Annotated in this window: 12 protein-coding genes; 10 read left to right on the top strand and 2 right to left on the bottom strand. The window is 72.8% G+C overall.

Features of this window, described 5'->3' with window-relative positions; all coding sequences use genetic code 11:
* Positions 1 to 17 precede the first annotated feature (17 nt).
* Positions 18 to 992 (top strand): twin-arginine translocase subunit TatC, encoded by a 975-nt coding sequence (gene tatC / locus M8542_RS05370; RefSeq protein ID WP_257918863.1) that lies wholly within the window; start codon positions 18 to 20, stop codon positions 990 to 992.
* Complete coding sequence (locus M8542_RS05375; RefSeq protein WP_257918864.1) at positions 992 to 1,873, top strand: diacylglycerol/lipid kinase family protein; 882 nt, start codon at positions 992 to 994, stop codon at positions 1,871 to 1,873. The genes tatC and M8542_RS05375 overlap by 1 nt, the downstream gene beginning before the upstream one ends.
* Positions 1,874 to 1,963: 90 nt before the next feature.
* Here the strand turns inward: M8542_RS05375 and M8542_RS05380 are convergent, their stop codons facing one another.
* Positions 1,964 to 2,539 carry a hypothetical protein gene (locus tag M8542_RS05380; RefSeq protein ID WP_257918865.1) on the bottom strand — a complete coding sequence of 192 codons (576 nt, stop codon included), beginning with the start codon at positions 2,537 to 2,539 and terminating at the stop codon, positions 1,964 to 1,966.
* 140 nt (positions 2,540 to 2,679) lie between these two features.
* Between M8542_RS05380 and M8542_RS05385 the strand changes: the two genes are divergently transcribed.
* The 4 genes from M8542_RS05385 to M8542_RS05400 all read left to right on the top strand — a co-directional run bounded on the left by M8542_RS05385 (position 2,680) and on the right by M8542_RS05400 (position 8,933).
* Complete coding sequence (locus M8542_RS05385; RefSeq protein WP_276585968.1) at positions 2,680 to 5,472, top strand: DEAD/DEAH box helicase; 2,793 nt, start codon at positions 2,680 to 2,682, stop codon at positions 5,470 to 5,472.
* A 158-nt stretch (positions 5,473 to 5,630) separates the two neighbouring features.
* Positions 5,631 to 6,398: a DUF4333 domain-containing protein gene (locus M8542_RS05390; protein WP_257918866.1), complete on the top strand. Its 768-nt coding sequence runs from the start codon at positions 5,631 to 5,633 to the stop codon at positions 6,396 to 6,398.
* Between the two features lie 71 nt (positions 6,399 to 6,469).
* Positions 6,470 to 7,672 carry a GNAT family N-acetyltransferase gene (locus M8542_RS05395; protein ID WP_257918867.1) on the top strand — a complete coding sequence of 401 codons (1,203 nt, stop codon included), beginning with the start codon at positions 6,470 to 6,472 and terminating at the stop codon, positions 7,670 to 7,672.
* 43 nt (positions 7,673 to 7,715) lie between these two features.
* Entirely contained in the window at positions 7,716 to 8,933 is a 1,218-nt protein-coding gene (locus tag M8542_RS05400) for a GNAT family N-acetyltransferase (RefSeq protein WP_257918868.1), read from the top strand.
* Here the strand turns inward: M8542_RS05400 and M8542_RS05405 are convergent.
* Positions 8,930 to 9,877, bottom strand: coding sequence for a 5'-3' exonuclease (locus M8542_RS05405; protein ID WP_257918869.1), 948 nt, complete (start codon positions 9,875 to 9,877; stop codon positions 8,930 to 8,932). The genes M8542_RS05400 and M8542_RS05405 overlap by 4 nt on opposite strands.
* A 155-nt stretch (positions 9,878 to 10,032) precedes the next feature.
* On the opposite strand from M8542_RS05405, the gene M8542_RS05410 reads away from it, so the two are divergent.
* Genes M8542_RS05410 through M8542_RS05425 form a run of 4 tightly spaced genes read left to right on the top strand, consistent with a single transcriptional unit; the run spans position 10,033 to position 12,188 of the window.
* The gene (locus tag M8542_RS05410; protein ID WP_257918870.1) at positions 10,033 to 11,175 is read left to right on the top strand and encodes a M24 family metallopeptidase; all 1,143 of its coding nucleotides are present in this window, start codon (positions 10,033 to 10,035) and stop codon (positions 11,173 to 11,175) included.
* Complete coding sequence (locus tag M8542_RS05415) at positions 11,172 to 11,627, top strand: Lrp/AsnC family transcriptional regulator (RefSeq protein ID WP_257918871.1); 456 nt, start codon at positions 11,172 to 11,174, stop codon at positions 11,625 to 11,627. Before M8542_RS05410 ends, M8542_RS05415 begins: the two co-directional genes overlap by 4 nt.
* Positions 11,628 to 11,677: 50 nt before the next feature.
* Positions 11,678 to 11,902 (top strand): hypothetical protein, encoded by a 225-nt coding sequence (locus M8542_RS05420; RefSeq protein ID WP_257918872.1) that lies wholly within the window; start codon positions 11,678 to 11,680, stop codon positions 11,900 to 11,902.
* Positions 11,889 to 12,188, top strand: a complete 300-nt coding sequence (locus tag M8542_RS05425; protein WP_257918873.1) for a hypothetical protein — start codon at positions 11,889 to 11,891, stop codon at positions 12,186 to 12,188. Before M8542_RS05420 ends, M8542_RS05425 begins: the two co-directional genes overlap by 14 nt.
* Positions 12,189 to 12,214 lie beyond the last annotated feature (26 nt).

Here is a 12,214-nt window from a genome sequence, read left to right on the forward strand (position 1 = left end):
CGAGAACGGAACATCCCGTGGCGGAACCCGCCTCCGGAAACGGTGCCAGCCGCCGGTCGAAGCGGCGCAAGCGCAGCCGTCGCATGAACCCCGACGGCACGATGACGCTCATCGAGCACATCTACGAGTTCCGCCGCCGGCTCGGCTACGCGCTGCTCGCCATCGTGATCGGCGGCATCTTCGGCTTCTTCTGGTTCGAGACGAAGCTCGGGCCGATCCCGTCGCTCGGTGACATCATGATCGGGCCGTACTGCCAGATCCCCTCGCAGCAGCGGCTCGCCGGCATCGACGGCTGCCGGTTGCTGCAGACGGTGCCGTTCGAGTCGTTCATGATCCGGTTGCAGGTCGGTGTGGCCGCGGGCGCGGTCCTGCTGTCCCCGGCCTGGCTGTACCAGATCTGGGCGTTCATCGCGCCGGGTCTGTACTCCAAGGAGCGCAAGTACGCGCTGACGTTCGTCAGCTTCGCTTCGGTGCTGTTCGCCGCCGGCGCGGTGCTCGCCTACCTGCTCGTCCCGCACGCCCTGGCGCTGCTGACCAGCTTCGGTCAGGACCAGTTCGTCACGGCGCTGACCGCGGACAAGTACATCTCGTTCATCATGTCGCTGCTGGTGATCTTCGGCGTCAGTTTCGAGCTCCCGCTGCTGGTGGTGATGCTCAACCGCGTCGGCGTGGTCAAGTACCGGCAGCTGAAGAAGTGGCGGCGCGGCATCGTGTTCGCGCTGTTCGTCTTCGCCGCCTTCGCCACGCCGGGCTCGGACCCGTTCTCGATGCTGGGCCTGGCCGGCGCGTTGACCGTGCTGTTCGAGGTCGCCATCCAGCTCGCCCGCCTGCACGACCGCAAGAAGGGCCGCCTGGCCGAGGACGAGGGCTGGGACAAGCTGGACGACGACGAAGCGGCGCCGTTCAACTACACGCCGAGCACGATCGACGACGAGCCGTCCACCCCGACCGCGTCCGGTGGCCGCTCGTCCGGCACCGACGACATCACGTAGTGGGGATCCACGCCGCGCTCGCCGTGCACCCGGCGTCGGGCCACGGCGCGGCGGCCCGCATCGCCGACACGGTCGCCGAGCGGCTCCGCACCGCGGTCGACCGCCTCGACGTCCTGGTCGCGAACACGGTCGAGGAGTCCCGCGAGCTGATGCGGACCTCCCACGACGCGGGTCTCGACGTCCTGATCGTCCTCGGCGGCGACGGCGCCGCCCACCAGGGCGTCCAGTTCTGCGCCAACCACGACGTCGCGCTGGGCCTGGTGCCGGCGGGCACGGGCAACGACTTCGCCCGCGCCCTCGGCGTGCCCGGCGAGCCGCTCCCGGCGGTCGACGCGCTGGTGGCGGCCTTGCGGTCCGGCGCCCGGCGGCGCATCGACCTCGGCCGCACCGGCGAGACGTGGTTCGCGACGGTGCTGTGCGCGGGGTTCGACGCGAGCGTCAACGAACGCGCCAACCGGATGCGCTGGCCGTCCGGCCCGCGCCGCTACGACGCGGCGATCCTCGCGGAGCTGGCGGCGTTCCGCCCGCGCCCGGTGGTGGTCGACACCGGCGCCGAGCGCCTGGAGCTGACGGCAACCCTGGTGGCGATCGGCAACACCCGCTTCTACGGCGGCGGCGTCCCGGTCTGCCCGACGGCCGACCCCGAGGACGGCGTCTTCGACGTGACGGTGGTGGGGGAGATGACCCGCCGCGGCCTGATCCGCATGCTCCCCGGACTGCGCACCGGCAAGCACCTGACGCACCCGGCGGTCCGGACGCTCCGGGCCCGCTCGGTGTCGCTGACGGGCAACAGCTGGCCCGCGTACGCCGACGGCGAGCCGCAGGGGGCGGTGCCGGTGACCGTCGAGTGCGTTCCGGGCGCGCTGACCGTCCTGGCCTGACGCTCGGGGGCGTTCAGCGCCGCTCGCAGCGGGCGGCGACCTGGCGGCGCCGAGGCCCGCCGGAGTTCCGGGCGTGCTGACCGTCCTCGCCTAACGCTCGTAGCCACCCGCCCGCGCGACCAGCTGCCGGAAGTGCGCCGGCGTCAGCAAGCGGCCCGCGTCGGTGAAGTACACGCCGCCGCAGCGGTGGCAGAACCAGCCCTGCTCCCACACCTGCTGCGCAGCCGGGACCCCTCGGCGCTGGCGGCGGTGCGCCCGCACCCGCCGGACGTACAGCCAGACCAGCACACCCGCGGCGACGTAGACGCACAGCGACGGCAACGAGATCAACGCGATCCCCAGTGCCTGCGACGCCGCGCCACCGGGCGGCGGGTCGTCGAACGACGACAGCGGCAGCGCCAGGAAACAGCTCCCCACCAGCGCCAGCGCGATCACCGCCGCCAGCAGGCCGCCGCTGCGGCGCGGGGGAGGGAAGGGGTCCAGCGACCGCGCCACCGCCGTCACCGAAACCCCGCTCACCTGACTGCGCGTGTACACCACCGCGTCCCCGGCCGGCACCGCCACCATCGGCCCCTGACCCCGGTAGAACGCGTGCCCGCCGTGGTACACCGCCGGCACGTGCTGCACCTGGTCGAGCTGCCCGCACTGCGGACACGGTCCGGTCATGCCCCTCCGACGCCGCCACCCCGGAACCGGTTCCCGGTGTATAACGACCTATACTGCGGCCGAGCGTGATGATCATCACGCCGGGACACAAGATCCCGAAACTGCGGGGACGGTCACGCCGCGTGCGAACTGTCGGGGGCATGTGGAACCCTGACGAGGTGGCCAGTAGCCCTTCTCCCTCCCCGGCCGAGGCCTATGCGGCCTCCTCGCGCCGTGGGAAGTACCCCCAGCTGACCCGCTTCGCCGCGGAGGCGTCCTTCGAGTTCGACGAGTTCCAGCTCCGCGGGTGCGAGGCCCTCGAAGGCGGTCACGGCGTGCTCGTCTGCGCCCCGACCGGGGCCGGCAAGACCGTCGTCGGCGAGTTCGCCGTGCACCTGGCGCTGGCCGAAGGCCGCAAGTGCTTCTACACCACGCCCATCAAGGCGTTGTCGAACCAGAAGTACGGCGACCTCGTGGCCCGCTACGGCGCCGACGCCGTCGGCCTGCTCACCGGGGACACCTCGATCAACGGCAACGCCCAGGTGGTCGTGATGACCACCGAGGTGCTGCGCAACATGCTCTACGCCGGGTCCTCGACGATCACCGACCTCGGGTACGTCGTGATGGACGAGGTCCACTACCTCGCCGACCGGTTCCGCGGCGCGGTCTGGGAAGAGGTGATCCTGCACCTGCCCGAGCACGTCCGCGTGGTCGGGCTCTCGGCCACCGTGAGCAACGCCGAGGAGTTCGGCGAGTGGCTCGTGGAGGTCCGCGGCGACACCACGGTCGTCGTCGACGAGCACCGGCCCGTGCCGCTGTGGCAGCACATGCTGGTCGGGAACCGGCTGCTCGACCTGTTCGCCGGCGAGGACGTGCACGCGCCGGGCGCCGAGCTGCGGATCAACCCGACCCTGCTGCGCCGCACCGAGGAGATCGGCCGGCAGTACGCGCCCGCGGGTTTCCGGAGCCCGCGGGGCCGCCGGGGCGCGCCCCGGATGCCGCGGTTCCGGCCGCCGTCGCGGGTCGAGGTCGTCGAGCAGCTCGACCGGGCCGGGTTGCTGCCGGCGATCGTGTTCATCTTCTCCCGCGCGGGCTGTGACGCCGCGGTGGGCCAGTGCGTGCGGTCGGGGCTGCGGCTCAACGGTCCCGGTGAGGTCGAGGAGATCCGCCGGGTCATCGAGGAGCGCACGGCCGACCTGCCGGAGGGCGACCTCGGCGTGCTCGGCTACTGGGAGTGGCGTGAGGCGCTCGAACGCGGCATCGCCGGGCACCACGCCGGGCTGTTGCCGGCGTTCAAGGAGACGGTCGAGGAGCTGTTCGTCCGGGGGCTGGTGAAGGTCGTGTTCGCGACCGAGACCCTCGCGCTCGGCATCAACATGCCGGCGCGCACGGTGGTCCTCGAGCGCCTGGTCAAGTACAACGGCGAAGCGCACGTCGACCTGACGCCGGGAGAGTACACGCAGCTCACCGGGCGGGCGGGCCGGCGGGGCATCGACGTCGAGGGGCACGCGGTCGTCGCGTGGCAGCCCGGGGTCGACCCGAAGCAGGTCGCGGGGCTGGCGTCGACGCGGACGTACCCGCTGCGGTCGTCGTTCCGGCCGGGGTACAACATGGCGGTCAACCTGGTGGCCCAGGTCGGCGCCGCGCAGGCTCGTGAGCTGCTGGAACAGTCGTTCGCGCAGTTCCAGGCGGACCGGTCGGTGGTCGGCACCGCGCGCCGGATCGAGCGGAACAAGGAAGCGCTCAAGGGGTACGCGTCCGCGGTGACGGGTGACTTCGAGGAGATGCTGGAGTACGTCGAGCTGCGCGCGAAGATCTCGACGCGGGAGAAGGCGTTGTCGCGGCAGAACACCGCGGTGCGCCGGGCCGGCACCGCCGAGTCGCTGGAGAAGCTCCGCAAGGGTGATGTGATCGCCGTGCCGGCGGGTCGCCGGGCCGGGCTCGCCGTGGTCGTCGACCCGGGGCTGGACCCGATCCGCGAGCCGCGTCCGGTGGTCGTGACCGAGGACCGGTGGTCCGGACCGCTGTCGGTGGCCGACTTCCCGGCGCCGGTGGAGGCGCTGGGCCGGATCAAGCTGCCCAAGCACATCGAGCTGCGGTCGCCGAAGACCCGCCGGGACATCGCTTCGACGTTGCGCAACGCCGGGATCTCGTTGCCCGGTCGGCAGAAGCGGCGCTCGGGGGCGAACGAGGACGGCGAGCTCGCCGCGCTGCGGCGGGCCTTGCGGGCGCACCCGTGCCACGGTCTGGCGGAGCGGGAGGCCAACCTGCGCTGGGTCGAGCGCTACCAGCGGCTCGCCGCGGAAACCCAGCAGCTGGAACGGAAAGTCGCGGCGACGACGCACTCGCTGGCGCGCGCGTTCGACCGGATCCTGGCGCTGCTGGGCGAGCGCGGCTACCTCGGGCCCGAGTCGGCCGGTGACGGCGAGGACCGCGTCACCGAGCACGGCCGGCGGCTGACCCGGCTCTACAGCGAGTCGGATCTGCTGGCCGCGGAGTGCATCCGCCACGGCGTGTGGGAGGGGCTGGGGCCGGCCGAGCTCGCGGCCGTCGTCTCGACGCTGGTCTTCGAGGCGCGGCGCGACACCGCGGGTGAGCCCCGGCTGCCCGGTGGTGCGGTGCCGGAGGCGTGGCAGGAGACCGCGCGGTTGTGGGTGGAGCTGACCGAGGACGAGCGGCGTCACCGGCTCGACCGCACCCGCGAGCCCGACGCCGGGTTCGCCTGGCCGGTCTACCGGTGGGCGCGCGGCGAGTCGCTGGAGAAGGTGCTCACCGCGGCGGAGGCCAACGGCCAGGAGCTGTCGGCGGGTGACTTCGTGCGCTGGTCGCGTCAGGTGATCGACCTGCTCGACCAGATCCGGGACGTGCTGGGCAAGGCCGACCCGGTGGGGGCGACGGCCGCGGAGGCGGTCAAGGCGCTGCGGCGTGGGGTGGTGGCCGCGGGTGCGGCGTGAACTCTCTGTTAGGCCTGCTCCAGACGGTGGAGGCAGAGCGCGTGGACACGTGTGCTCGGGTCCGACCTGTGGTTGGATCGCCTCGACACCGTGCGTACGCGGCTTGACGGCGGTTTCGGGGTGGAAAGCGACATGATCGAAGCAGGCGGAGGCAGACGATGAGCACGCCGTATGGCGGCAACGACCCACAGCAGCCCCAGTACGGGCAGCAGCCGGGCGGCGCGTATCCGCCCAGCGGCCCGCAGGAACAGCCGCAGTGGGGTCAGCAGCAGCCGCCTTCGTACGACCCGAACCAGCAGCAACAGCAGTGGGGCCAGCCGCAACAGCCGCAGTACGGGCAGCAGCCCGGCGGGTACACCCCGCCGCAGCAGCCGCAGTGGGGTCAGCAACCGCCGCCCTACGGGCAGCAGCCCGGTGGTGGCTACCCGCAGAGCGGCCCGCAGCAGCAGCCCCAGTACGGGCAGCAGCCGGGTGGCGGATATCCGCAGAGCGGTCCCCAGCAGCAGCCGCAGTACGGGCAGCAGCCGCCGCAGGGCCAGTACGACTACGGCCAGCAGCAGCAGTTCCCCGGCGTCGGCGCCCCGGAGGGGGAGAAGCCGGCGAAGTCCAAGAAGGGCCTGCTGATCGGCGTCATCGTGGTGGTCGTGGTCGTCGCCGTGGTCGGCGTCCTCGGCTTCGTGACGCCCGGGTTCTTCAAGACGCAGGTCTTCAACAACACACAGATGCAGACCGACGTGCAGAAGCTGCTGACCGAGACCTACAAGATCGAGGGCGTCACCAGCGTCACCTGCCCGGCCGAGCAGAAGGTCGAGGACGGTGCGAAGTTCGAGTGCACCGCGACCATCGCGGGCAAGCCGCAGCAGATCCCGATCACGGTGAAGGGTGACGGCGGGAACTACGAGGTTTCCCCGCCCGCGGCCAAGTAGCTCACCGCGAGATCCGGTCGCCGGGGATATCCGGTGGCCGGATCTCGGCGTTTCCGGAGATGATCCGAGGTATGAGCGACTTCGAGATCCGGACGCTGCGTACCGACGAGCACCGCGCCGCGAGCGACCTGTTCCGCACCACCGTGCACGCCCGGCCGAGCGACGACGCCGAGTGGGAACGTTTCGCGGGTGTGTACCAGGCCGGTTGGGCCGTCGGCGCGTTCGACCCGGAGCTCATCGGCACCGCCCGCTCCTTCGACGCCGAGCTGACGGTGCCCGGCGGCGCGCGGCTGCCGACGGTCGGGGTGACCGGCGTCGGTGTCCGCGCCGACCGGACCCGCCGTGGTGTCCTGCGCGCGTTGATGACCGCTCAGCTGGAGGACTTCAAGGCCCGCGGGGCGGTGTTCTCGAACCTGCTCGCGTCGGAGGCTTCGATCTACGGGCGGTTCGGCTACGGCCTGGCCACGCGGTGCCGCACCTACAGCGTCGACCGGCACCGCGCGCGGCTGCGCCCCGACGTCCCCCTGGACGGCGAGGTGGAGCTGCTGGAGCTGGAGCGGGCCCTGAAGGTCCTGCCCGATGTCTACGAGCGGATCGGGCACCGGCCCGGGATGATGACCCGGCCCGAGGTGCTGTGGCGGCTCTACGGGAACCACGCCCGGAAGGACCACCCGACGCTGAAGGCGCTCGTGCACCACGGCGCCGACGGGCCGGACGGCTACGCGACCTACCACGTCAGCGGTCAGCACACCTACCCGTGGACCAAGCAGCTGGAGCTGGTGGACATGTTCGCCGGCACGCCGGCCGCGTTCGCCGGGCTGTGGCGGTTCCTGCTGGGTGTCGATCTGGTCGACACGATCGTCGCGGAGGAGCGGGCGATGGACGAGCCCATCGAGCTGCTCCTGGCCGACCACCGGCGGTGCACGGTCGACCGGTTCGCCGACGAGCACTGGCTGCGGCTCGTCGACGTCGAGAAGGCGTTGCGCGGTCGCGAATACGGCCACGCCGACCCGGTCGTCGTCGAGGTCACCGACCCGCTGCTGCCGGCCAACAGCGGCGCCTACCGGATCACGCCCGATGGCGCCGAACGCACCGGCGAGCCCGCCGCGCTGCGCCTGGACGTCACGACGCTGGCGATGGCCTACCTCGGCACCTGGCGGCCCTCCGCGCTCGCGGACGCCGGCCGGATCGAGGTGCGCGACCCGGCGGCGGCGGTGGCCGCGGACCGGCTCTTCGCCACCCGCGTCGCGTCCTGGTGCGGCACGCACTTCTAAAACGGGATGCCCCGGGCCGGGACCAGACGGCAGGATCGGCGCCATGACCGACTTCGACGTCCGCCTGATCACCGACGAAGAGCGCCGCAGCACGTTCGACCTGCTCGGCCGCGCGCTGCACAGCAACCGGGTGAGCGACGAGACCTGGGCGCGGGTCGGGGACTCCTGGCCCGCGGCGCACAAGTTCGGGGCGTTCGACGGCGACGCGCCGATCGGGGTCGCGAGCTCCTTCGACACGGAGATCGCGGTGCCCGGGGGAGCGGTCGTGGGAGTGGCCGCGGTCGACGGCGTCGGCGTGCGCGCGGACCGGACCCGCCGCGGGGTGCTCACCGCGTTGATGGCGGCCCAGCTGGCGGACGTCGCCGCGCGCGGGGTCGCGCTGGCGGTGCTGCACGCGAGCGAGCCGACCATCTACGGCCGGTTCGGGTACGGCTCGGCCGCGCTCGGCAAGACGGTGCGGGTTGCCCGCCCGGCGGCGCGGCTGCACGAGCGCGTCCCGGCGAGCGGGGACGTCCGGATGCTGACCCCGGACGAGGCCGTCAAGGAGATCCCGGGCCTGTACCGGCGGATCGGGCTGCACCGGCCGGGCATGCTCGGCCGGCCCGACCTGTGGTGGCCGATCGCCCACGACCGGCACGTGGGCCCCGCGGGCAGCCACGTCGTGGCCGTCCACAGTGGACCTGACGGGGACGACGGCTTCGTCGTCTACGACACCGTCGAGCACCGGTCGTTGGACGCGCCGGACGAGGGCGCGGTGCTGAAGGTGCGCGACCTGCAGGCGGCCGGCCCGGTGGCGCGGGCGGCGCTCTGGCGGTTCCTGCTGTCGGTGGACCTGGTGTCGGCGGTGCACGCCCGGCACCGGCCGGTCGACGAGCCCGTGGCGGCGATGCTGACCGACCACCGGCACGCCCGCAGCCTCGACGTCGAGGACGACCTGTGGCTGCGGCCGGTCGACGTCGCCGCCGCGCTCGGCGCCCGCACCTACCGCACGGTCGGCCCGGTGGTGCTGGCGGTGACCGACCGGACCCTGCCGGCCAACACCGGGCACTACACGGTCGGCCCGGACGGCGCGGCCCGCACGGACACCGCGGCGGACCTCGCCCTCGACGTCGACACGCTGGGCATGCTCTACCTCGGGCAGTGGAGCGCGACGGCGCTGGCCCAGGCGGGTCGCATCGAGGTCCGCGACCCGGCGGCGGTGGCCCGGGCCGACGAGCTGTTCACCACGGTCGCCGCGCCGTGGTGCGGGACGCTGTTCTAGGCGCCGGGCAGGGCCTTGAGGAGCCGTTCGACCGAGTTGCCGAGGTTCCAGCGCTCGGCCAGCTCGGCGACGCGGTCCGGGTCCGCGGGGGTCGCCGGGACGGTGTCGGGGCGGGACTGCTCGACCGGCGCGTCCACCGCGACGCGCACGACCGTCGGTGCGACGGCCAGGTAGTCGGCCGCGTCGGCCAGGCGCAGGCGCGTCTTGAGCGGGACGCGGTTGTCGCTCGCGGCGGAGGCCTCCAGCAGTGCGTCCAGCGAGCCGAACTGGGTGATCAGCTTCGCCGCGGTCTTCTCGCCGATCCCGGCGACACCGGGCAGGCCGTCGGACGGGTCGCCGCGCATCACGGACATGTCGGCGTAGGCCGGGCCGGCGGTTTCGCGGGGCAGGCTGTAGCGCTCGGCGATCTCGGCCGGCCCGAGGACCTCGGCCTTCGCCCAGCCCTTGCCGACGTAGATGACCGACGCGGGGGAGGGCTCGGTGCGGACCAGCTGGAACAGGTCGCGGTCGCCGGTGATCACCTCGACCGGGATCTTCAGCTCGCGGGTGGCGAGGGCGCCGATGACGTCGTCGGCCTCGTAGCCGGCCGCCTCCGCGGTGGCGAACCCGAAGGCTTCGAGCAGCTCGAGGATGATCGGGACCTGCGGGGTGAGGGTGTCGGGCACCTCTTCGACGTCGGGGTCGCCGCCGCCGGTCTCCTCGGCGACGCGGTGCGCCTTGTAGCTCGGCAGCAGGTCGGTGCGGAACTTCGGCCGCCAGTCGGCGTCGAGGCAGCACACGAGCCGGGAGGGGCGCCGGTCGGTGAGGATCCGCGCGATGGTGTCGGCGAACCCGCGCACGGCGTTGACCTGCGTCCCGTCGGCGGCGCGCATCGAATCGGGCAGGGCGAAGAAGGAACGGAAGTACAGGCTCGCGGAGTCGAGCAGGGCAAGGGGTCCGGTCACCCGCACAGCCTGCCACGGCGGGCGGGCGCCGGCGGGCAAGCCACGCTAGGGAGGGGAGCGGTCGCCTGCTTCCGGTGGCAGCCGCGTCACCCGGCCCGGCATGTCGTGGCCCCACGCCGACGGGCTGCCACTCCCGTCCTACTAGGCTCGCCCTCATGTCGCGCCGTTCCCTCCACACGCCCGCCCCCGATGCCGCCGCTCTCCGTGCCCGCCTGGACCGGGCGCGTGCCGCCGCGGCCGCCGCGGACACCGACGCCCTGCTCATCGCGCCCGGCTCCGACCTGCGGTACCTGATCGGGCAGGCCGGTGGCTCCTTCGAGCGGCTCACCACCCTCGTGGTCCCGGCCGACGGCACGCCCGCGCTGGTGGTGCCGAAGCTGGAGGCGCCCGGGTACGCCGACGTCCCGGCCGAGGAGCTCGGCGTCGAGCTGCTGACCTGGGTGGACGGCGACGACCCGTACCAGCTGGTGGCCGACCGGCTGGGGAAGCCGGGCCGGGTCGCGGTCAGCGACTTCACCCCGGCGCTGCACGTCCTGGCGCTGCGTGCCGCGCTCGCGACCGCCGAGCAGACCCTGGCCGGCCCGGTCGTGCGGGAGCTGCGGATGCGCAAGGACGCCGCCGAGATCGCGTCGCTGCGGGACGCCGGCGCGGCCATCGACCGCGTGCACGCCCGCGTCCACGAGTGGCTGCGGCCCGGGCGGACCGAGGCGGAGGTCGGCGCCGACATCGCCGCGGCCATCGTCGAGGAGGGGCACGTCCAGGCGGACTTCGTGATCGTCGGCTCCGGCCCGAACGGCGCCAGCCCGCACCACGACGTCTCCGACCGCGTCATCGAGAAGGGTGACGTCGTGGTCGTCGACATCGGCGGTCCGCTGCCGGCCGGCTACAACTCCGACTCCACCCGCACCTACGCCGTGGGCACGCCGCGCGACGCCGACGTGGCCGAGACCTACGCGGTGCTGCAGCGCGCCCAGGCCGCCGCGGTGGCCGCGGTCGAGCCGGGTGTCACCGCCGAGGCCGTCGACGCCGCCGCGCGCGACATCATCGCCGAGGCCGGCTTCGGCGAGTACTTCATCCACCGCACCGGGCACGGCATCGGCCTCGACGTGCACGAGGAGCCCTACATCATCGCCGGCAACGCGCTGCCGCTGGAGCCGGGCATGGCCTTCAGCGTCGAGCCGGGCATCTACCAGCCGGGCCGGTGGGGCGCCCGGATCGAGGACATCGTCATCGTCACCGACAGCGGCGTCGAGTCCGTGAACAACCAGCCGCACGACCTCGTCGTGCTGGACGCATGACCCCCGGCGGCCTGGAGCCGCTGGACCAGGCCATCGTCCAGGAGCTCGCGGCCGACGGGCGGCGCAGCTTCACCGACCTCGCCGAGCGGGTCGGGCTGTCGGTGTCGGCGGTGCACCAGCGGGTGCGCCGCCTCGAGCAGCGCGGGGTCATCCTCGGCTACACCGCGCGGCTCGACGGCGAGCAGATCGGCCTGCCGCTGACCGCGCTCATCTCGCTGACGCCGAACGACCCGGCCGCGCCGGACGACTACCCGCAGCGGATCCAGCACATCAAGGAGATCGAGTCCTGCTACTCGGTCGCCGGCGACGAGTCCTACATCCTGCTGGTGCGCGTCCAGTCGCCGCTGGGGCTGGAGGACCTGCTGCGCCGGATCCGGGAGGCCGCGAAGGTGTCGACCCGGACGACGGTGGTGCTCTCCACGCCGTTCGAGGGACGTTCGCCGACGTTCTGACCCCGGCCGCACGCTGGTGTCAGCACAAGGGCACTGGTACGGTAAAAGGTATGGCAACACGTAAGGTGACTCTTTCGCTGGACAGTGGCGCCCTGGAATTCGCAGAGCGCGCCGCGAAAGCCCACGGAATCTCGGTCTCCTCCTGGCTGTCGAAGGCGGCCAGGCGCGAGGCGGTTCGCACCGGTTACACCCCGCAGCGGCCGGAGCCGGCCGTCGCGGACTCGGACGAGGCCGAGCGCGCCGCGGCGGAAAAGGATCTGCGTGCGCAGGGGTGAAGTCTGGACGTACCACCCCCCGACCGAACCGGCCCGGCACCGCACCGTCGTGCTGCTGTCCTCGGACGGGGTGAATGAGTCCGAGCGCCCCTGGCTGCTCGGCACCGAACTCCTCGAACGCGACCCGCAGGACATCCTCGGCGTCGCCATCGACGCCCGCTACTGGGTCTCGACGCTCAACCTGACCCGGCTCTACCGGCCCTGGTTCGACGAGCGGATCGCCGAGATCGACCAGGACGTCCAGGAACGCATCGACATCGCCCTGCGCGCGGCACTCGATCTTTGAGTGTATAACGCCCTATACCGCCCGGC

Origin of the sequence: Amycolatopsis iheyensis (assembly GCF_024703995.1) — a bacterium.
Lineage (GTDB): Bacteria > Actinomycetota > Actinomycetes > Mycobacteriales > Pseudonocardiaceae > Amycolatopsis > Amycolatopsis iheyensis.

Excerpts from the sequence above, each read along its gene's own strand:
- M8542_RS05380 (WP_257918865.1), bottom strand. The coding sequence starts at position 2,539 with ATGACCGGACCGTGTCCGCAGTGCGGGCAGCTCGACCAGGTGCAGCAC.
- M8542_RS05385 (WP_276585968.1), top strand. The coding sequence starts at position 2,680 with ATGTGGAACCCTGACGAGGTGGCCAGTAGCCCTTCTCCCTCCCCGGCC.
- M8542_RS05390 (WP_257918866.1), top strand. The coding sequence starts at position 5,631 with ATGAGCACGCCGTATGGCGGCAACGACCCACAGCAGCCCCAGTACGGG.
- M8542_RS05395 (WP_257918867.1), top strand. The coding sequence starts at position 6,470 with ATGAGCGACTTCGAGATCCGGACGCTGCGTACCGACGAGCACCGCGCC.
- M8542_RS05400 (WP_257918868.1), top strand. The coding sequence starts at position 7,716 with ATGACCGACTTCGACGTCCGCCTGATCACCGACGAAGAGCGCCGCAGC.
- M8542_RS05410 (WP_257918870.1), top strand. The coding sequence starts at position 10,033 with ATGTCGCGCCGTTCCCTCCACACGCCCGCCCCCGATGCCGCCGCTCTC.
- M8542_RS05415 (WP_257918871.1), top strand. The coding sequence starts at position 11,172 with ATGACCCCCGGCGGCCTGGAGCCGCTGGACCAGGCCATCGTCCAGGAG.
- M8542_RS05420 (WP_257918872.1), top strand. The coding sequence starts at position 11,678 with ATGGCAACACGTAAGGTGACTCTTTCGCTGGACAGTGGCGCCCTGGAA.